We start from the raw sequence: 19666 nt of genomic DNA, 5'->3' as shown, positions 1-19666 counted from the left end.
TCGTCCTCTTTTCAAGTCCCTGGGCATTTTTATTCCCTATGCGATCGAACCGTGTGGTTTATATGGTTATATTAGGGAAGCAAATTACCCGATTTGGGTTTCGCTTACCGCGAAAAACAGCAAGGTCCACCAACTTTAAACCGCTTAAAGAATGAATGCTATGACGCATATAATATCGAACCAAAGAACGGCCTTGAAACCGTTACTCTTTGCCCTATTGGCGTTGTCCTACCTCTTTGTTTCGGCACAGGAAACAGGGGCCTTCCCATGGCCCGACGGCAAGACCATGGCCATCAGCCTCACTTGGGACGACGGCCGAAAGAGCCAGGTGGAAACAGGTACGCCCCTACTTGACAAGTATGGCGTAAAAGCCACTTTTTACGTGGTTCCGTCCTTGGTCGAGGAGGCCTTGCCCGGTTGGCAGACCGCCGTAAAGAACGGCCATGAGATCGGCAACCATTCCCTCTTGCATCCTTGTTCGGGGAACTTTTTGTGGGCCCGCGAAGTGGCCCTTGAGGAATATACCCTGGCCCGGATGAACGAGGAACTGGGGAAGGCCAATGAAAAAGTCCGCCAATTGCTCAATGTCACCCCTACGGAATTCGCCTATCCCTGCGGGCAAACCTTTGTCGGCCGGGGAAGGGAAACCCAAAGTTACGTTCCCCTTGTTACCGATCGATTCGTATCGGGCAGGACCTGGTTGGACGAAGTACCCAACGATCCCGCCTATTGCGATTTGGCCCAACTGACGGGTGTCGAGATGGACGGCAAGGACTTTGACGAAATAAAGGCCCTTATCGAAACGGCGAGAAAAGATGGCCTATGGCTTATCTTGGCCGGACACGATATCGGCGAAAAAAACATACAGACTACCGAAGTCGAAATGCTGAACCGATTGTTGCCCTACCTCCAGGATCCGGCGAATGGCATATGGGTGGCCCCGGTGGGGGAGATTTCCGCCTATGTAAAAGAAAAAAGGGGCCTATAACGAATCTTGTAAGCGTCGCAAAACCTTCCAAAGGCAAAATTATAAATCAAATACGCTAAATTCGCAGGTACGGATTTTATGACCATGCCCAATCAAATCGCTACATACGTAAAGCTGCATAGGGTGCCCATTGCACTGGTATTGCTTAGTTTGGCATTCTATTACACCTTCGCCTATCACCTCGACCGTACCGATTTTGTAAAGCTTATCACCCTTTTTGCCTCGCTTTTTTTTCTCTGCTTTCGGATCGTTCGGTTTGAAAAATGGAACATGAAGTTTCTCCTCGTAACGGGAATGCTGTTCCGTCTGGTCTTTTTACTGGCCGAACCGAACCTGTCGCAAGACTTCTATCGGTTTATCTGGGACGGGCATTTGGTGGCAAACCTCCAAAACCCCTACGTAGCGGCACCCGATTTTCTTATTCAACAAAAAGACCTCGTCATACCCCATGCCCAAGTCCTGTACAAGGGCATGGGGGAACTCAGTGCACAGCACTTTAGCAACTACCCGCCCCTCAACCAATTGTTCTTTGCCCTGGCCGCCCTTCTCGGGGGCAGGGACCTGATGGGCTCGATCATCGCCATGCGCGTGGTAATCGTACTTTCCGATTTGGGAATCGTCTATTTCGGACGGAAGTTGCTCAAAAACCTGAACCGTTCCACCCATCTCATATTTTGGTATTTCCTCAACCCCTTGGTAATCGTGGAACTAACGGGAAACCTGCATTTCGAGGGGGTGATGCTCTTCTTTTTCGTTTGGGCCCTATACTTGGTTTCCATCAAGAAATGGGCATGGGCGGCCATACCCTATGCCCTCTCCATCTGTGTAAAGCTCGTCCCCCTATTGTTCCTCCCCCTTTTCCTGAAACATTTGGGCGTCAAGAAAAGCCTGGGTTTTTACATCCTTGTCGGCCTATGCTGCCTCATGTTGTTCGTCCCGTTCCATTCCCCCGAATTTATAGCCAACTACGGACAGACCGTGGGGCTCTGGTTCTCGAACTTCGAATTTAATGCCGGCCTGTACAACCTTGTCAAACAAATTGCGATCCAGTTCGACGGCAAACCCTGGGAACTCATTAAATCGTACGGCACCATCACCAAGGTATTTACCGTAAGCCTGGTCCTACTGCTGACCTTCTTCCGCAAAAACGAAAAACTATCGACCTTGATGGGGTCCATGCTATGGGCCTTGACGCTCTACTACCTGGTAACCCCTACCGTACACCCGTGGTATATCGCATTCTTGGTAGTCATGGGAATCTTTACCGACTACCGTTTCGCCCTGATATGGTCGGCCGCGGCCACCCTAAGTTATTTTGCTTATGCCCAGCCTGATTTTAAGGAAAACCTGGTCTTGCTTTTCGTTGAATATATTTCCGTATATGCTTTTATCGTTTACGAAATAATCAATTTAGGCAAGCTAAAAACGATTTTTCACAAAAAATAAGAGGTAATCGTTGTGGTTTCGCAGTAATCTTGTACATTTGAACCTCCAATGGAAGGACAATACCACATATCACAAACTATGAGCAACCTTGCTCCTGTTCGCCCGTTTCCACGTCGCCGTCGCCCGTAAGGGTGTTTCATATTTTATGGAAATAGGTGAGTCCATTTCCGCACTACAACCAACAATTCATTCTTTTTTACAGTTTAAACCCTTTTGGCAATGAAATTGATTATTGCTAACAAGTCACATGTCAAATACGCCCAGATCATTAGCGATACCATAACGGAGTCGGCCAAGGTCAGGGGCACGGGCATAGCGAAACGCACACCCGAATACATACAGAAACGTTTGGAAAACGGCAATGCCGTTATTGCCCTTGACGGCGACAAGTTTGCCGGCTTCTGTTATATCGAAGTGTGGGGGCACGAGAAATTCGTGGCCAATTCCGGACTTATCGTCCACCCCGATTATAGAAACCAGGGGCTGGCGAAAAAAATCAAAAAAAGAATCTTCGAGCTATCAAGGGAGAAATTTCCCAATGCCAAGATATTCGGTATCACCACGGGCCTAGCCGTCATGAAGATGAACTACGAACTCGGCTACAAACCGGTCACGTTCTCGGAGCTGACCGACGACCCCGAGTTTTGGAAGGGCTGCCAGACCTGTAAAAATTTCGATGTGCTCACCCGAACCGAGCGCAAAATGTGCCTATGTACGGGAATGCTGTACGACCCCCAGGCCAAACCCCTGCCCAAAGAAAAAAACAGACCCACCAAAAAAGGGTTTGAACGATTAAAGAGTATAAAGGAAAGCTTGTTCTTAAAGAAAAATTCAAAATGAAAAAATTAGTTTTAGCCTATAGTGGCGGATTGGACACTTCGTATTGTGCCAAGTATTTATCAAAGGAAAAAGGTTTCGAGGTTCACGCCGTAAGCGTAAATACAGGAGGTTTCTCCAAAGAGGAAATCGCCGAAATCGAAAAAAAGGCCCTGCAGTTGGGCGCCAGTTCATATACCTCCATCGATGCCGTCCAAACCTTTTACGACAAGGTGGTAAAATACCTCATCTTCGGCAACGTCTTAAAAAATAATACCTATCCCCTTTCGGTCAGTGCCGAGCGGATCGTACAGGCCATAGAAATTGTCAACTATGCCAAAAAAGTGGGCGCCGGGTATATTGCCCATGGCAGTACCGGAGCAGGAAACGACCAGGTACGTTTCGACATGATCTTTCAGATCATCGCCCCCGAAATAGAGATCATCACCCCGATCCGGGACAACAAACTGGCCCGGGAGGAAGAAATTGAATACCTGAAACAAAACGGTGTCGAGTATTCTTGGGAAAAAGCAAAATATTCGATCAACAGAGGCCTTTGGGGCACCTCGGTCGGTGGTGACGAAACCCTGACCTCCGACAAACCCCTCCCCGATTCGGCCTACCCGAGCCAATTGCAGGAAAAGAACCCGTCAGAGGTAAAACTTACTTTCGAAAAGGGCGAGTTGGTGGCCATCGACGGCAAAGAAGACCATCCCGTGGCGAATATCGAAAAATTGGAAGCCATGGCCTCCAAATATGCCATTGGGCGCGACATCCATGTAGGCGACACCATCATCGGAATCAAGGGCCGGGTAGGTTTTGAGGCCCCTGCCTCCTTGATCATCATCAAGGCCCACCACCTTTTGGAAAAACACACGCTTACCAAGTGGCAACAGTTTCAAAAGGAACAATTGGGCAACTTCTACGGCATGCTCCTGCACGAAGGGCATTACCTCGATGCCGTGATGCGCAATATAGAGGCCTTCCTGACCGACACACAAAAAACGGTTTCGGGCGACGTTTTCGTAGGGCTGTACCCCTTCCAATTCCGATTGAACGGTATTGACTCAAAGCACGATCTGATGAACGCCTCCTTCGGAAGCTATGGCGAAATGAACAAAGGCTGGACGGCCGATGAGGCCAAGGGCTTTATCAAAATACAGTCCAATGCCGGAAAAATATACAACCACGTAAACCCAAGTGATGATTAAAGTAGGTATAATAGGCGGCTCGGGCTATACGGGCGGAGAGCTCATCCGAATTCTCATGCACCACCCCGGGGCAGAAATAGACTTTGTCTTCAGCACGACCCGGGCAGGCAAGAAGATCACAACGGCACATGCCGATCTGCTGGGTAGCACCGAAATGGAATTTACAGGCAGCGTCAACCCCGATGTAGACGTGGTCTTTCTCTGCTTGGGACACGGAAACTCCTCCAAGTTCCTGCATGAAAACAAGTTCTCCGAAAACACCAAGATCATCGACCTCAGCAACGATTTCCGATTGCAGGCCGATGCCGTCTTTGAAGGAAAGGCATTCGTGTACGGCCTTCCGGAGCTAAAAAAAGAGGCGATCGAAAAGGCGAACTACATCGCCAACCCCGGTTGCTTTGCGACCGCCATCCAATTGGCCCTTTTGCCCTTGGCCAAGGCCAAGCAACTTGCAAACGACGTGCATATTAACGCCGTAACAGGAAGTACCGGCGCCGGTGTGAGTCCGTCGGCAACCTCCCATTTTAGTTGGAGGAACAACAACGTAAGTTGGTACAAGCCCTTTACCCACCAACATTTGGGCGAGATCAACGAGAGTCTGAGGACACTGCAGACCGATACGGGCAAGCTGTTCTTCCTTCCCAACCGGGGGAATTTCACAAGAGGTATCCTCGCCACGGCCTATACCGAGTTCGACGGCAGCCTCGACGAAGCGATCGACCTATACAAAGGCTTTTACGCCGATGCCCTGTTTACCCAAGTGGCCGAATCGCCCATCCACCTTAAGCAAATCGTGAACACCAACCAATGTCACGTTCACTTGCACAAGCACGAAAACACCTTGCTCATCACCTCGGCCATCGACAACCTTTTAAAAGGCGCCTCGGGCCAAGCGGTTCAGAACATGAACCTGATTTTCGGATTGGACGAGGGCATGGGCCTTAACCTTAAAGCAGGGGTGTTTTAAAATCGACAAGCAAAATAACCGAAGTCACGAAACAACATATCAAGGGAACGACCAAAATTTACATCATGAAAATAGCCATTATAGGAGCGGGAAATTTAGGCCTATCGATAGCCAAGGGCATTCTAAATTCAAACGGTGCCACGACCATGTACCTGACCAAAAGGAACACCGCCGAGATAGAGGAGTACACCCAGTACGGCAATGTGACCGTCACCACCGACAATAGGGAGGCCGTTAAAAATTCGGACATCCTTATCTTGGCCGTACAGCCCAGTCAGCTCGAGCATATTCTCGAAAGCACCAAAGACCTGCTTACCGAGAACCACGTGATCATTTCGACCATTACCGGTTTCAGCATTGCCAAAATGGAGGCCATTCTCGGTACGGACCACAACATTATCAGAAGTATGCCCAATACGGCGATTTCGGTGGGACAGTCGATGACCTGTATCTGCAGTAACGAGAAGGGAAAAAGGAAGGTAGAACTGGCCAAGGCCATTTTCAACCGTATGGGCCATTCCATGGAAATACCCGAAGCGCAAATGCAGGCGGCCACGGTCATTTGTGCTAGTGGCATCGCCTTTTGGATGCGCTTGATACGCGCCACGACCCAAGGGGCCATCCAATTGGGTTTCGACGCCAAGGAAGCCCAGGAACTGGCCATGCACACCTGTAACGGGGCGGCAAGCCTTTTGATCGAATCGGGCAGCCACCCGGAAGCGGAAATCGACAAGGTGACCACCCCAAAAGGCTGTACCATCCAAGGTTTGAACGAAATGGAGCACCAGGGACTCAGTTCTTCCCTTATTCAAGGGATCGTGGCTTCCTACGAAAAGATCAGCAGAATAAAGCAAAACCAATTATAAGGCAGGCAAAACGACACCATTATGCAACTATTCGACGTTTACCCATTATACGATGTAACCCCGGTCTCGGCACAGGGAATAGTAGTAACCGATGACAAGGGAACGGAATACCTCGATTTTTACGGGGGACACGCCGTAATCTCCATCGGGCACTCCCACCCCCACTACGTAAAACGCATTACGGACCAGCTGAACAAAATTGGTTTTTACAGCAACTCCGTAAAAAACCCCTTGCAAGAGGAAGTGGCCACAAAACTCGGGCAACTTTCGGGCTGCGAAGACTACAACCTGTTTATGTGCAACTCGGGGGCGGAGGCCAATGAAAACGCACTGAAACTGGCCTCTTTCCACACCGGAAAATCGAGGGTCATTGCCTTCACCAATGGATTTCACGGGCGTACTTCCGCAGCTGTTGCGGCTACGGACAATCGCAAGATAAACGCACCGATCAACTTGCAACAAAAGGTTACCTTTCTTCCTTTTAACGACTTACAGGCCTTTCAGTCCGAAATTGAAAAGGGCGATGTATGTGCCGTTATCATAGAGACCATACAGGGGGTCGGCGGTCTGGACGAACCTAGCACCGAGTTTTACCAAGAGGTGGCATCGCTTTGCAAGGCCCATAAAACGGTACTCATCGCCGATGAGGTACAATGTGGGTTCGGAAGAAGCGGCAAGTTCTTCGCCTTTCAACACCACGGCATTCGACCCGATATTATTTCGGTGGCCAAAGGCATGGGCAACGGATTCCCCGTGGGCGGTATCTTGATCCACGAAGACATTAAGGCGTCCCATGGCCTATTGGGAACCACTTTTGGAGGAAACCACCTGGCCTGTGCGGCCACATTGGCCGTCTTGGAAGTTATCGGAAGCGAAAAGCTGGTTGAAAATGCGGCCCGCTTGGAAGAATACTTTAAAGCCCTTGCCAAAGAAGTCCCCCAAATCAAAAGAGTAAAAGGCAGGGGACTTATGCTGGGACTTGAATTCGATTTCGAGGTGGCCGACCTAAGAAAAAGCCTGATCCACAACCAAAAACTGTTTACCGGAGGGGCCAAGGACAAGCATGTATTGCGGGTGCTTCCGGCGCTGAACATTACCGAAACCCATTTAGATACATTTTTCAAAGCCTTAATAGCAGAATTGTCATGAGTTTATTATTGGACATCAAACAACGCAACGCCGTACTATCGGATATGGCCAACCTGTTGGAAAAGGAACGGACCGCCATACTTGAGGCCAACAAGACCGATATGGACAGCTATGCCGGCGACGACATCGCCATGAGGGACCGCCTAAAGGTCGACCAAGCAAAAATAGACGGTATGATCTTGAGCCTGCAACAGCTAGCGGCGCAGGAAGACCCCTTGGGCGTGGAGCGTTTTAGCTTTACCCACGAAAACGGCATGCAGGTGAGCAATAAAACGGCGCCTTTCGGAACCGTTCTGATCATTTACGAATCCAGGCCCGACGTTACCATCGAAGCGGCCGGAATCGCTTTCAAATCAGGCAACAAAATACTTTTAAAAGGCGGTAAGGAATCATTGAACAGCAATTTGTTCCTGGTCGATTTATGGCATAAGGCACTGGAGGCCAACGGCGCCGGGGCCGATTGGGTTACCTACTTGCAGTTCAACCGGACCGAAACACAGGCCTTTCTTGAAAAACCCACCCAGAAAATAGACCTTATCGTACCCCGTGGCGGCGAAAGATTGATCGCCTTCGTAAAGGAGCACGCCACCTGCCCCGTCATCGTAAGCGGGCGCGGAAACAATTTCGTCTACATCGACCATGAGGCCGACCTAGAGATGGCCATGGATATCATCATCAACGCGAAGACCACCAAAATATCGGCCTGCAATGCCCTCGACAAGGTACTGGTCTCTTCCGACCTGCCACGTAAACAACAATTCCTTCAACTCTTGATCCAAGAATTGAAAAAGAGCAAAGTCGAAATTTTGGTCGACGATGCCTTTGCCGGTATGGAAGGCACAAAAAATATCGGGGACGGGCAAGTTTGGTATGAGGAGTTTTTGGACTATAAGATCGTCATCGGCCAGACCAGCGATATCGAAGAGGCCATTTCAAAAATAAACACCTACGGGGGTGGGCATTCGGCGGCAATCGTCACGGCCAATAACGAAACCGCCGAATACTTTATGAACAACGTCGATACGGCCGCGGTATACCATAACGCATCCACCCGGTTTACCGACGGAGGCCAATTCGGCCTGGGTGGCGAACTGGCCATCAGTACCGACAAATTGCACCAGCGAGGTCCGATCGGACTCCAACACTTGGTCACCAACAAATGGTATGTAAAAGGTAACGGGCAGACCAGGGGATAGACAACAGGCTTCCCCTATCGTCCCAATGATGTAAAAGCACACTTGATGAAAAAAAGGATCTTATTAAAAATAGGCTCGAACACCCTTACCAAGGAAACCGATCAGATTTCCCGGGGAAAGATAGAGGATATCGGCCGACAAATTGCCGCCCTTAAGGACGACTATGAGTTTATCATCGTAAGCTCAGGTGCCATAGCCGCTGCCAAACAGTTCGTGAAATTGGAGCACAACGGCGAGGACATCAATGTAAAACAGGCCCTGGCGGCCATCGGGCAGCCCCATCTCATGCGAATGTTCCAAGAAAGCTTTCGGGAACTTGGCCTGTTTGCGGCCCAATGCCTTTTATCGTACTCCGATTTTGAGAATCCGAAATCAAAGGCGAACATCAAGAACACGATAGACATTTTGATCAGCAATAACTTCATCCCCGTCATCAACGAAAATGATACCGTGGCCGCCGATGAGATCCAATTTGGCGACAACGATAAACTGGCGGCACTGACAGCTACCTTGCTCAACGCCGACCTGTTGATGATCGCTACCAATACCGATGGCATCTATACCAAAATATCAATAGAGGAGGGACGGCCCGAAACCATTTTCGAGGTAATGGGCGTTGCCGACCTACATCACCAGATCAGTTCGCATAAATCATCGCACGGTACCGGGGGCATGCAATCGAAAGTAGAGGCCGCCACCATTGCCCAGCAAGCGAACATTGAAACATGGATCGTAAACGGACTCAATGATAATTTTATAACCGACGCCTTCGGCGGATCGGGAAAGCACACCAAGATCAAGACGAAAAACGATCGTTTTTAGAGTGACAACTGAAGTAAATACGTAGAAAAACAAGAATAGCCAGAGAAACAGCACACGAATGAAACATTACCTTTCCGTACAAGACATAGACTCCTTACCTAATTGGGTAGAAGAAGCCCGAGACCTAAAAAAGAACCCTAAAAAACACAGGAACCTAGGTGCCGACAAGACCATTGGCCTGTTGTTTTTCAACAACAGTCTCCGTACCCGCCTAAGCACTCAAAAGGCAGCCATGAACCTAGGCCTAGAGGTTATCGTCATGAATTTCGGAAGTGAAGGTTGGGCCTTGGAATATGCCGACGGAACCGTTATGGACCAAGGCACCTCGGAACACATCAAAGAGGCCGCCCAGGTTATTTCGCAATACTGCGATATTATCGCCATTCGGGCTTTCGCCGGATTGAAGGACAAGGAGGAGGATGAATCGGAAAAGGTATTGAACGGCTTTAAAAAGTACGCCTCCGTACCCATCGTAAACATGGAAAGTTCGGTAGGCCACCCTTTACAGGCCCTTGCAGATGCCATTACCCTGGCCGAACAGAACACCAAGAAACGGCCCAAAGTGGTACTGTCATGGGCCCCGCATCCGAAGGCGCTACCGCATGCCGTAGCCAATTCATTCGTAGAAATGATGCAGTTGCAGGATGCCGACTTTGTGATCACCCACCCCGAAGGCTATGAACTGAATCCCGAGATCACCCAAGGAACGCCCATTGAATACGACCAGAAAAAGGCATGCGAAAATGCCGATTTCATCTATGTAAAAAACTGGAGCAGTTACAATGACTATGGCAAGGTATTGAACCAAGACAAAAGCTGGACCATGACCCCGGAAAAAGTGGGTAAGGCCAAATTTATGCACTGCCTACCGGTACGAAGAAACGTTGTGGTTTCGGATGATGTGTTGGACAGCGACCGATCCCTCGTCATCGAACAGGCCAACAACCGAACCTATGCCGCGCAGATCGTACTGAAAAAAATCTTGGAGAACAATTAAAATTCTTGGCAATCGAAAAACTAGGGAACAAAGTATGCATCATTACGGGGGCCACGAGTGGAATGGGCAAGGCCATAGCCGAGCTTTTTTCCGCCGAAGGGGCCCAATTGGTGCTTTCGGGTAGAAACCAAGAACGGGGCATCGCACTGTCCGAACAATTGCCCCACTCCATATTCGTGGCAGGCGATGTTAAGGATGCCTCCTATAACGAAAGCTTGGTCTCCAGCGCCCTAGAAAATTTCGGAAAGCTCGATATCGTATCGCTTAATGCCGGTATACTCGGATTGGGCAATGTTGTCGATCTCTCGGATGCACTTTGGAACGAAACCCTGGCGACCAATTTGACGAGTATTTTTTCGCTTTCCAAGTTTGCCCTTCCCCATTTACAAAAAGAAAAAGGAAGCATTTTGATCAACGCTTCCATTGCGGCCTTCAAGAGCTTCCCCAACCACCCCGCCTACTGCGCCTCAAAAGCAGGGGCCGTGGCACTGATGAAGCAAATGGCCATGGAATACGCACCCGACATCAGGGTGAACGCCATGTGTCCGGGCCCGGTGGACACCCCTTTACTTTGGAATTCGGCACAAGCCTTCAAAAACCCGGACAAGGCCGTTGAAAATGCAGCCGAATCCACCTTGTTAAATCGATTGGGCACACCCGAAGATATCGCCAAACTGGCCCTTTTTCTGGTGTCCGAAGATGCGTCATGGATCACCGGTACGGCTATGACCATTGACGGAGGAATTATAAATTCGTAACATGAAACAAAAATTATCCATCATAAAGATCGGTGGCAACGTCATCGAAAACAAAGAAGAACTTTCTAAGTTCTTAAAGGCTTTTTCCGAATTGGAAGGCCCAAAAATATTGGTCCACGGCGGCGGAAAACTGGCCACCCAGTTGGGCAAAAAACTCGGAATAGAATCAAAACTCATCGGCGGACGCCGCATTACCGACGCCCAAAGCCTCGAACTCATTACCATGGTCTATGGCGGACTCGTAAACAAGAACATCGTGGCCGAACTGCAGTCGCTCAACTGTAATGCGATTGGACTCAGCGGTGCCGACGGCAATACCATTCAGGCCCATAAACGGCCGGTAAAGGAGATCGATTACGGCTTTGCCGGGGATGTTGACGGCGTAAGCGCCCCAACGGTATCCAAACTCTTGGAAGCCGGCCTTACCCCCGTTTTCTGTGCCATGACGCATGACGGAAAGGGACAATTGTTGAACACCAACGCAGATACCATAGCCTCTGAACTGGCCATTGGCATGAGCAAAAATTACGAGACCACCCTCTACTATTGTTTTGAGAAAAAGGGGGTTTTAATGGATGTAAACGATGACACATCGGTGGTAAAACACATCGATAGCCAATCGTACCAAAGCCTACTTGAGCAAAAGATCATCGCCGACGGCATGCTTCCCAAAATGGAGAATTGCTTTCATGCCCTTCGCAAAAACGTACACCAGGTTCGTATTGGGGATATTGGCATGCTCGACCCCAAAGCCACCTTATTCACGACCCTTACCCTATAAAAATGGAACAAGCAGCATTAACGCAAAAAGCGATAGAATTACTAAAGGAACTGATTTCGATCCAGTCGTTTTCATCGGAGGAGGACAAGACCGCCGATGCCATTGAAAACTGGTTCAAGGCTTTCGGCATTCCGTGCAAACGCCACATCAACAACGTATATGCGGTAAACAAGCATTTTGACGAAAACAAGCCCACGCTTCTTCTCAATTCGCACCACGATACGGTAAAACCGAATTCGGCCTATACCCGTGATCCCTTTCACCCCCATATCGAAGATGGCAAACTGTATGGATTGGGCAGCAACGATGCCGGAGGCGCCTTGGTTTCGCTTATCGCTACCTTTACGCACTACTACGCCGAAGAGAACCTCAACCACAATATTTTGATGGTGGCCTCAATGGAAGAAGAAAGTGCCGGCCCCAACAGTTTAAGGGGACTCTTGCCCTTGCTCCCAAAAATTGATGTGGCCATCGTCGGGGAACCTACCCTACTCGATTTGGCCATTGCCGAAAAGGGCCTCATTGTTTTCGATGCCGTGGTAAAAGGTACGCCTTCGCATGCCGCACATCCGAACGACGACAACTCCATTTACAACACCATTGAAGTTTTGGAGTGGTTCAAAAACTATAAATTCCCGAAAGTATCGGACGTTCTTGGACCCGTAAAAATGACCGTTACGCAAATAAACGCGGGAACCCAACACAATGTGGTACCCGCCAAGGTAGAATTGGTCGTAGACGTTCGGGTAAACGACAAATACACCAATGCCGAAATTGCCGAACTGTTAAAAAAGGAAGCTCCCTGCGAATTAAAGGAACGTTCGCTACGGTTAAACTCGTCGTCCATATCCAAAGACCATCCCCTTGTGCAGTCGGGGATCGCATTAGGAAGAAAGACCTACGGTTCGCCCACCTTGTCGGACCAAGCGGCCTTAAGCTGCCAATCGTTGAAATTGGGCCCTGGCGACAGTACCCGTTCGCATTCCGCGGATGAGTATATTTACGTTCACGAAATTGAAGAGGGAATTGATCTGTACATTAAACTATTAAAAGGATTTTTACAATAAACAATAATCAGCAAACAATAATCAATTGATAATTGTTTATTGATCAATGCAAACTGACAATTATGAAACTCTGGGACAAAGGCTTTAGCACCGATAAAAAAATAGACCATTTCACTGTAGGCAACGACCGCGAACTGGATCTGCACTTGGCAAAATACGACGTAATCGCCTCGCAGGCCCATGCCAAGATGCTGGGCAAAATAGGATTGTTGACCGACGAGGAAACTTCTGCCTTGGTGAAAGAACTGGATGCCATTGCCGAAACCATTGAAAAGGGCGAGTTTGTAATTGAGGATTCCTTTGAGGACATGCACTCCAAAATAGAGTACGTACTTACCGAAAAACTAGGGGGTACCGGTAAAAAAATACACACCGCACGGTCAAGAAACGACCAGGTTTTGGTCGCCATGCACCTATACTTGAAAAACGAACTTTCAGAAATAAAATCAGGTACCAAAGAACTTTTTGATCTGTTATTGCAACTGGCCGAAAAATATAAAGATGTTCTGTTGCCCGGATACACCCACTTACAAATTGCCATGCCTTCCTCCTTTGGCCTATGGTTATCGGCCTATGCCGAAAGCCTTATCGACGATTTGTATTTTGTCGATGCCGCCTATAAAGTGGCCGACCAGAATCCGCTTGGCAGCGCTGCGGGTTACGGAAGTTCCTTCCCCATAGACCGCAGTTTTACGACCCAAGAAATGGGCTTTGAAACCTTGAAATACAACGTAGTCGCCGCCCAAATGGGCCGGGGCAAGGTAGAGAAGGCCACGGCCTTCGGGATGGCGAACATTGCCGCTACCCTATCCAAACTCGCCATGGACATCTGCTTGTACATGAGCCAGAACTTCAACTTCGTATCCTTCCCGGACGAATTGACCACTGGCAGCAGCATTATGCCCCACAAAAAAAACCCCGATGTTTTTGAATTGGTACGGGGCAAGTGCAACAAGCTACAAGGCATTCCCAATCAGTTGACCTTGGTGATCAACAACCTGCCCAGTGGCTACCACAGGGACCTGCAATTGGTAAAGGAAATTATTGTTCCCGCTATTCAAGATATGAAAGCGTGTTTGGAAATATTGACTTTTAGCCTTAAGGAAATGCAGGTAAACAAGAGTATACTGGAAGACCCCAAATACGACTACCTTTTTAGTGTCGACACCCTAAACGAGCTGGTACAGAGCGGCATGCCCTTTAGGGATGCCTATAAAAAAATGGGCAAGGAGATTCAGGAAGGCACCTTTAGTCCAAAACGCGATATCCACCATACCCACGAAGGTAGTTTAGGCAATCTGTGCCTGGAGGACATAAGGGACAAGATGGAGAAGATTTTATAAATTAGCGGGTATTCCACCTAACAGACGATTCATGGGAAAACAAGGGCATTGCCAAAATTTCATTTTCTTCCTTTTCGTGATAATAGGGATATGCGCAAAAGCCCAAGACACCTATCAAAGGAATACCTCCGCCGATGTACAGCACTATGTGTTCGCCCTCACCCTTTCCGATGAATCGAACAAGATAAAGGGCGAGGCCGAAATTACGGTGGCCTTTAAAAAGGAGGCGAGCCCCTTTGCCTTGGACCTCATTGCCCAATCGGGAAGTTACGGCATGGATGTTTCCGGTGTTTTTGAAGGGGACCAACCTGCGAACTATAGGTATGAGGGCAATAAAATAAAAATTGTCCCTGCCCCATCCGAAGAAAAAACCCGCACCTACAAAGTGGTTTACGAGGGCATACCCGAAAGGGGACTCGTTATCGACACTACCAAATTCGGTCAGCGTTCCTTCTTTGGCGATAACTGGCCCAACCTGGCAAGGCATTGGCTTCCTTCGGTAGACCACCCGTACGACAAGGCATCGGTAGAGTTCCGGATTACGGCTCCCGCCCATTACGACGTAGTGGCCACGGGCGAAAAAATAGAGGAAAGCAACCTAGGCAACGGCCTAAAGCTCACCAGCTATAAAGAACCGGCCCCGGTAGCCATGAAGGTAATGACCATAGGTGTTACCCAATTCGCCAGTAAACTGCTTGACGAGGTCTACGACATTCCCGTTTCGGCCTGGGTATACCCCGAAAACCGACTCGAGGGCTTTTCCGATTACGGGGTGGCCACCAAAGTCTTAAAATACTTCATCGACAACATTGGTCCGTATTCCTACGCCAAACTGGCGAATATGCAGGCCAAGACCCAATGGGGCGGACTGGAGAATGCCGGTACCATTGCCTATTTTGAAAATTCGGTCAACGGAAAAAACGAAGTGGAAGGCTTAATTGCCCACGAAATCGCCCACCAATGGTTTGGAAACTCGGCCAGTGAAAAGGACTGGAACCACGTGTGGCTCAGCGAAGGTTTTGCTACCTACTTCGCTATACTCTATCAGGAAAGTGTATACGGCAATGAGAAGCGAAAAGAGGAATTGGAGCTCGACCGCAAACAGATCATCGACTATTACCTAAAGCACCCCTCACCCATTGTAGACCCCAGCATTACCGACCCGATGAAGGTGTTAAGTGTCAACACCTACCAAAAAGGCGGTTGGGTCTTGAACATGCTACGCCATAAGCTGGGCGACGAAACCTTTTGGAAAGGCATACGAGCCTATTACAAGGCGTTTCGGAACTCGAACGCCCTCACATCCGATTTTCAGAATATTATGGAAGAGGTTTCCGGAAAAGACCTGGAGAGCTTCTTCGAACAATGGATCTTTACCAAAGGGCACCCCGAAATCAAATGGAACTGGAGCTACAATAAAAAGAAACTACAGGTCAACCTCGAGCAGCTTCAAAAACACCACATTTTTAAATTTCCCTTGGAAATAGGCGTCAAAAAAGACGGAAAGGTCACCATTTACAAAACGGAAATGGATGCTGCCCTAAAAAATGTAACGATCAAGTTGGATTCCAAACCGGACGATGTAGTATTGGACCCTGAATCTTGGCTGCTGTTCGAGGAGAAGAACTAAGCGTTTATCCCAGCTTTGCCATCCGTCGAAGCAACTCTTAAAAACCATAGCTCTAGCCCCTCCCGAGTATTTAAGCCGATTGGTATTCTTTAAAAAAATTAGGAGAACAAGTAAAAGCTTTCGTAGTTTTAAGAGGAGGTCTAAAAACAATAAACCATGGGCAGCACCCCCTTTATCGAACCCGATCAAGTAGAGACACCGGCATCGGAGATGCTTCGGGTTTTCAATGTACAGCAACAAAATCAGTTTAATATAGGCAATACGACCGCCAAGCAGCGAATTGCCAAACTGGAAAAGCTCCATACCACATTACTGAAATACAGGCCCCAAATCAAGGAAGCCCTGTTCAACGATTACCGAAAGCACCCCAGTGAGGTAGATTTGACCGAAATTTATCCGGTAACCAGCGAAATCAAGGACGCCAAAAGAAATCTGCGTTCCTGGATGCGGGGTGAACGTGTCAAGACACCGCTTGCCATGTTGGGATCGAGTTCCCGTATCAAATACGAACCCAAGGGAGTGGTATTGATCATCTCCCCTTGGAACTTCCCCATCAACTTGACCTTTGGCCCCCTTGTTTCGGCCATAGCCGCGGGAAATGCCGTCATCTTAAAACCCTCGGAGATTACGCCCCACGCCACGGCCACCATGAAGCAAATCGTGAAGGAAGTTTTCGAGGAAGACGAAGTGGCCCTTTTCGAAGGCGGGGTCGGTACATCGACCGAATTATTGAAGTTACCGTTCAACCACATATTCTTTACCGGTGCCCCCAGTATCGGCAAAATTGTAATGAAGGCGGCCGCGGAGCATTTGACATCCGTTACCCTTGAACTGGGTGGCAAGTCGCCGACCATCGTTGACGAAACGGCAGATATCGACCTGGCCGCAAAAAGGATAGCGTGGGGCAAATACGTCAACAACGGACAGGTTTGTATCGCCCCCGACTATTTATTTGTCCACAAAAGCAAAAAGACCGAATTTATAGCATCCTTTAAAAAGCATGTCGAAAATTTCTATACGCAAGACCCCTTACAGGAAGCCTCCTATAACAGAATGGTAAACCAACACCATTTCGAAAGGGTAAAGGGGTATGTCGACGATGCCCTAGAAAAGGGCGCCAAGGTGGAAGCCGGCGGAAAATTCAACAAAAACCAAAACTTTATCGCCCCCACCTTGATGACGGATGTTCCTAGGGATTCAAGGCTTATGACCGAAGAGATTTTCGGCCCCATATTGCCCGTTTACGGATTTACCGATATCGAGAAGGTTATCGATGAGATCAATTCGCGGGAGAAACCTTTGGCCCTGTACATTTATAGCAAAAAGAAGGGGAACATCGATCATATCATTGCCAACACCCGTGCCGGCGGCACCTGTATCAACCACAATGCCGCCCATTTTTTCAACACCAACCTGCCTTTCGGAGGATCGAACAACAGTGGTATCGGCAAGGCCCATGGTCGGGAAGGCTTTAAATCCTTTTCCAATCCCAGGGGCATATTCAAACAGCACATGACCAATGCCTTGGATTTGCTGACACCCCCCTACAACGATTTCAAACAAAAACTGATCGACCTAACCCTCAAGTGGTTTTAGACCGGCACCTGCGACCAAAGACCATAGGAAAAGACAAAACCGATACGAATATCGGTTTTAAGGCCTTCCCGGCCGTTTACTACTAATAAGTAAAGCGCATGGCAAATATGGCGTTTTTCGATCCTTTCGAAGTTACCACAACCTTACTTTATGGTTATAATAAGGATGCCGGTTATCGGCAGGCTTATTTTATCATTCTCAAATTGGCCACCTCCTGTTCGGTAAGGTAGCGCCAATGCCCCCTGGGCAGGTCCTTTTTGGTAAGTCCGGCATAAACCACCCGATCCATTTTGACCACTTGGTACTCCAAGGTTTCAAAAATTCGCTGAACGATATTGTTTCTGGTACTATAGATCTCTATACCGACCTGGGTTTTGGGCGCATTTTCGATAAAACTAACATCGTGCACCTTCACCACTTTGTCATCGACGGCCAAGCCTTCCTTGATTTTCTTTAAATCGGCACTCCTCAGGGGCTTGTCCAACTCGACATGGAAGATTTTACGGAGGCCGTTCTTAGGGCTATTGAGACGTTTGGTCAATTCACCGTCGTTGGTGAACAACAGAAGTCCCGTCGCGTCTTTCCCCATCTTGCCCACGGGTTTCAGTTCGGCTTTGGTGGCCTTTGATATCAGGCCAATGGCCGTACGCCTGCCCTTTTCGTTTCTACCCGAGGTTGTAAAATCCTTGGGTTTGTTCAAGAGCACGTATTCCTTTTTTATCGGGTTCAACACGCGACCGTCGAATTTCACCTCGTCTTCAAGCTTTACCTTGTAGCCCATTTCGGTAACCGGTTTACCGTTGACGGTAACATTACCGGCCGCAATGTAGATATCGGCCTCCCTTCGGGAACACACGCCCGAATTGGCCAAATATTTGTTCAAACGGATCAAGTTGGGGTCGCCCGGCTTTTCGACCGCCCCCGGTTTTTTAATGGGAGCGTTCCCCCTGGCATAACTTTTTTTCCGAAATGTTCCACCTTGTCGACCCGATGCCCTTTTTCCATCATTTGATTCCGATCTGCTCATGCCTCTATTTTTTTTGCAAAGGTAACCTTAATCTTTGAATGCCCGCATCTACCTTTGGAAGGATGCCTGAAAATTAGTGCGATGGATCAAAAAATCCTATTGAGCACAAGGTGGATATCGATCAACAGTATGCTAAAAACACCTGCAATGATTATGAATTTTATGATATTGTGCAGCCCCACATAATGCAGCTTGGTCTGTGCCTTCCAGAGCATGACGACCAATAGTACAAGAAATACAATGCATCCCAAAAAATAGAGATCCATGTGACCCACGTCAAAATATTGGGTCAACAGAAATGCCGGTATCAGGGTAAACAGCAGGAGAAGACTGATACACATCTTCGAAAATTTCGGACCGTACAGAATGGGAACGGTCTTATAGTTCTGTGCCATGTCGCCTGCAATATTTTCCAGATCCTTGATCATTTCCCTGACCAAGATCAGCAAAAAGAGGAAGATGGCATGGACAAAAATTACGGTATCGAAGTTCTTGTAGTAGACAAAAACGGCAAAAAAGGGAGTAATGGCCAAAGTAGCGGAAACAAAATTGCCAACAAAGGGAATCTTTTTGAGTTTGTGCGAATAGAACCAGATACCGAAGATATAGGCCGAAAAGAAAAGTACCGCCTTGAACGATACATAGCTCGCCGCAAAAGTCGCCAAAAAATTGAGGACAAAATAGGTAGTGAGCTTAAACCGTTGGCTTACCAAACGGTCAAGCATGCTTTTTCCGGGCTTGTTGATCAGGTCTTTTTCGGCATCATAAAAATTATTGATGATATAGCCCCCGGCAATGACAAGGGCCGAAGAAAGAACGATAAGAAAGAGATTGAGGTCAAAAACTACCTTGCGCAAGGGCAGTTCGGGCGCCAAGATATACACCGAGGCCAGGTATTGGGCCAAGGCGATCATCAACACGTTATAGCCCCGGACCACGGAAAACAAACTCAGCAACTTTAATAGTAAGAGTCTGTTTTTTCTGCTAAACATGTATTGTGGTTTTA

At 48.4% G+C, this 19666-nt stretch carries 18 protein-coding genes; 16 read left to right on the top strand and 2 right to left on the bottom strand.

Annotated features, from left to right (window positions below; genetic code table 11):
- The first annotated feature begins 160 nt into the window (after nucleotides 1-160).
- The 16 genes from BUB37_RS04725 (at nucleotide 161) to BUB37_RS04650 (ending at nucleotide 17633) form a co-directional block, all read left to right on the top strand.
- Nucleotides 161-988 (top strand): polysaccharide deacetylase family protein, encoded by an 828-nt coding sequence (locus BUB37_RS04725; RefSeq protein ID WP_072989244.1) that lies wholly within the window; start codon nucleotides 161-163, stop codon nucleotides 986-988.
- An 84-nt stretch (nucleotides 989-1072) separates the two neighbouring features.
- Entirely contained in the window at nucleotides 1073-2434 is a 1362-nt protein-coding gene (locus BUB37_RS04720) for an MptA/MptB family glycosyltransferase (protein ID WP_072989241.1), read from the top strand.
- Between the two features lie 219 nt (nucleotides 2435-2653).
- The gene (locus tag BUB37_RS04715; protein WP_072989238.1) at nucleotides 2654-3274 is read left to right on the top strand and encodes a GNAT family N-acetyltransferase; all 621 of its coding nucleotides are present in this window, start codon (nucleotides 2654-2656) and stop codon (nucleotides 3272-3274) included.
- Nucleotides 3271-4461 (top strand): argininosuccinate synthase, encoded by a 1191-nt coding sequence (argG, locus tag BUB37_RS04710; protein WP_072989235.1) that lies wholly within the window; start codon nucleotides 3271-3273, stop codon nucleotides 4459-4461. Before BUB37_RS04715 ends, argG begins: the two co-directional genes overlap by 4 nt.
- Nucleotides 4454-5428 carry an N-acetyl-gamma-glutamyl-phosphate reductase gene (argC, locus tag BUB37_RS04705; protein WP_072989231.1) on the top strand — a complete coding sequence of 325 codons (975 nt, stop codon included), beginning with the start codon at nucleotides 4454-4456 and terminating at the stop codon, nucleotides 5426-5428. Before argG ends, argC begins: the two co-directional genes overlap by 8 nt.
- A gap of 65 nt (nucleotides 5429-5493) precedes the next feature.
- Nucleotides 5494-6294 carry a pyrroline-5-carboxylate reductase gene (proC, locus tag BUB37_RS04700; protein WP_072989228.1) on the top strand — a complete coding sequence of 267 codons (801 nt, stop codon included), beginning with the start codon at nucleotides 5494-5496 and terminating at the stop codon, nucleotides 6292-6294.
- A gap of 21 nt (nucleotides 6295-6315) precedes the next feature.
- The gene (locus BUB37_RS04695) at nucleotides 6316-7443 is read left to right on the top strand and encodes an aspartate aminotransferase family protein (RefSeq protein WP_072989224.1); all 1128 of its coding nucleotides are present in this window, start codon (nucleotides 6316-6318) and stop codon (nucleotides 7441-7443) included.
- Nucleotides 7440-8639, top strand: coding sequence for a glutamate-5-semialdehyde dehydrogenase (locus tag BUB37_RS04690; RefSeq protein ID WP_072989220.1), 1200 nt, complete (start codon nucleotides 7440-7442; stop codon nucleotides 8637-8639). Before BUB37_RS04695 ends, BUB37_RS04690 begins: the two co-directional genes overlap by 4 nt.
- 45 nt (nucleotides 8640-8684) lie before the next feature.
- Entirely contained in the window at nucleotides 8685-9461 is a 777-nt protein-coding gene (proB, locus tag BUB37_RS04685) for a glutamate 5-kinase (RefSeq protein WP_072989217.1), read from the top strand.
- Between the two features lie 58 nt (nucleotides 9462-9519).
- Nucleotides 9520-10458 carry a Rossmann-fold NAD(P)-binding domain-containing protein gene (locus tag BUB37_RS04680; RefSeq protein WP_072989213.1) on the top strand — a complete coding sequence of 313 codons (939 nt, stop codon included), beginning with the start codon at nucleotides 9520-9522 and terminating at the stop codon, nucleotides 10456-10458.
- Between the two features lie 5 nt (nucleotides 10459-10463).
- Nucleotides 10464-11216, top strand: coding sequence for an SDR family NAD(P)-dependent oxidoreductase (locus BUB37_RS04675; RefSeq protein ID WP_244526729.1), 753 nt, complete (start codon nucleotides 10464-10466; stop codon nucleotides 11214-11216).
- 1 nt (nucleotide 11217) lies between these two features.
- Nucleotides 11218-11997, top strand: a complete 780-nt coding sequence (gene argB, locus BUB37_RS04670; RefSeq protein WP_072989210.1) for an acetylglutamate kinase — start codon at nucleotides 11218-11220, stop codon at nucleotides 11995-11997.
- A gap of 2 nt (nucleotides 11998-11999) precedes the next feature.
- On the top strand, nucleotides 12000-13064 hold the full coding sequence (locus tag BUB37_RS04665; RefSeq protein ID WP_072989206.1) for a M20 family metallo-hydrolase: 1065 nt from the start codon (nucleotides 12000-12002) through the stop codon (nucleotides 13062-13064).
- Nucleotides 13065-13126: 62 nt separating this feature from the next.
- The gene (gene argH / locus BUB37_RS04660) at nucleotides 13127-14407 is read left to right on the top strand and encodes an argininosuccinate lyase (RefSeq protein ID WP_072989203.1); all 1281 of its coding nucleotides are present in this window, start codon (nucleotides 13127-13129) and stop codon (nucleotides 14405-14407) included.
- A 31-nt stretch (nucleotides 14408-14438) separates the two neighbouring features.
- Nucleotides 14439-16037 carry a M1 family metallopeptidase gene (locus BUB37_RS04655; protein ID WP_072989200.1) on the top strand — a complete coding sequence of 533 codons (1599 nt, stop codon included), beginning with the start codon at nucleotides 14439-14441 and terminating at the stop codon, nucleotides 16035-16037.
- Between the two features lie 156 nt (nucleotides 16038-16193).
- Nucleotides 16194-17633 carry an aldehyde dehydrogenase family protein gene (locus BUB37_RS04650; RefSeq protein ID WP_072989197.1) on the top strand — a complete coding sequence of 480 codons (1440 nt, stop codon included), beginning with the start codon at nucleotides 16194-16196 and terminating at the stop codon, nucleotides 17631-17633.
- 184 nt (nucleotides 17634-17817) lie between these two features.
- Here BUB37_RS04650 and BUB37_RS04645 read toward each other — a convergent pair whose 3' ends face one another.
- Nucleotides 17818-18660, bottom strand: a complete 843-nt coding sequence (locus BUB37_RS04645; protein ID WP_072989193.1) for a pseudouridine synthase — start codon at nucleotides 18658-18660, stop codon at nucleotides 17818-17820.
- 86 nt (nucleotides 18661-18746) lie between these two features.
- Nucleotides 18747-19652 carry a geranylgeranylglycerol-phosphate geranylgeranyltransferase gene (locus BUB37_RS04640; RefSeq protein WP_072989190.1) on the bottom strand — a complete coding sequence of 302 codons (906 nt, stop codon included), beginning with the start codon at nucleotides 19650-19652 and terminating at the stop codon, nucleotides 18747-18749.
- Nucleotides 19653-19666: the final 14 nt, after the last annotated feature.

The sequence above is a fragment of the Pseudozobellia thermophila genome, from assembly GCF_900141855.1.
Lineage (GTDB): Bacteria > Bacteroidota > Bacteroidia > Flavobacteriales > Flavobacteriaceae > Pseudozobellia > Pseudozobellia thermophila.
Note: the sequence above shows the minus strand (reverse complement) of the source record. Positions and strands in the feature narration are given on the sequence as shown.

What these genes read in the sequence shown, in the direction of transcription:
- BUB37_RS04725 (WP_072989244.1), top strand. Translation starts at nt 161, where the DNA reads ATGACGCATATAATATCGAACCAAAGAACGGCCTTGAAACCGTTACTC.
- BUB37_RS04720 (WP_072989241.1), top strand. Translation starts at nt 1,073, where the DNA reads ATGCCCAATCAAATCGCTACATACGTAAAGCTGCATAGGGTGCCCATT.
- BUB37_RS04715 (WP_072989238.1), top strand. Translation starts at nt 2,654, where the DNA reads ATGAAATTGATTATTGCTAACAAGTCACATGTCAAATACGCCCAGATC.
- argG (WP_072989235.1), top strand. Translation starts at nt 3,271, where the DNA reads ATGAAAAAATTAGTTTTAGCCTATAGTGGCGGATTGGACACTTCGTAT.
- argC (WP_072989231.1), top strand. Translation starts at nt 4,454, where the DNA reads ATGATTAAAGTAGGTATAATAGGCGGCTCGGGCTATACGGGCGGAGAG.
- proC (WP_072989228.1), top strand. Translation starts at nt 5,494, where the DNA reads ATGAAAATAGCCATTATAGGAGCGGGAAATTTAGGCCTATCGATAGCC.
- BUB37_RS04695 (WP_072989224.1), top strand. Translation starts at nt 6,316, where the DNA reads ATGCAACTATTCGACGTTTACCCATTATACGATGTAACCCCGGTCTCG.
- BUB37_RS04690 (WP_072989220.1), top strand. Translation starts at nt 7,440, where the DNA reads ATGAGTTTATTATTGGACATCAAACAACGCAACGCCGTACTATCGGAT.
- proB (WP_072989217.1), top strand. Translation starts at nt 8,685, where the DNA reads ATGAAAAAAAGGATCTTATTAAAAATAGGCTCGAACACCCTTACCAAG.
- BUB37_RS04680 (WP_072989213.1), top strand. Translation starts at nt 9,520, where the DNA reads ATGAAACATTACCTTTCCGTACAAGACATAGACTCCTTACCTAATTGG.
- argB (WP_072989210.1), top strand. Translation starts at nt 11,218, where the DNA reads ATGAAACAAAAATTATCCATCATAAAGATCGGTGGCAACGTCATCGAA.
- BUB37_RS04665 (WP_072989206.1), top strand. Translation starts at nt 12,000, where the DNA reads ATGGAACAAGCAGCATTAACGCAAAAAGCGATAGAATTACTAAAGGAA.
- argH (WP_072989203.1), top strand. Translation starts at nt 13,127, where the DNA reads ATGAAACTCTGGGACAAAGGCTTTAGCACCGATAAAAAAATAGACCAT.
- BUB37_RS04655 (WP_072989200.1), top strand. Translation starts at nt 14,439, where the DNA reads ATGGGAAAACAAGGGCATTGCCAAAATTTCATTTTCTTCCTTTTCGTG.
- BUB37_RS04650 (WP_072989197.1), top strand. Translation starts at nt 16,194, where the DNA reads ATGGGCAGCACCCCCTTTATCGAACCCGATCAAGTAGAGACACCGGCA.
- BUB37_RS04645 (WP_072989193.1), bottom strand. Translation starts at nt 18,660, where the DNA reads ATGAGCAGATCGGAATCAAATGATGGAAAAAGGGCATCGGGTCGACAA.
- BUB37_RS04640 (WP_072989190.1), bottom strand. Translation starts at nt 19,652, where the DNA reads ATGTTTAGCAGAAAAAACAGACTCTTACTATTAAAGTTGCTGAGTTTG.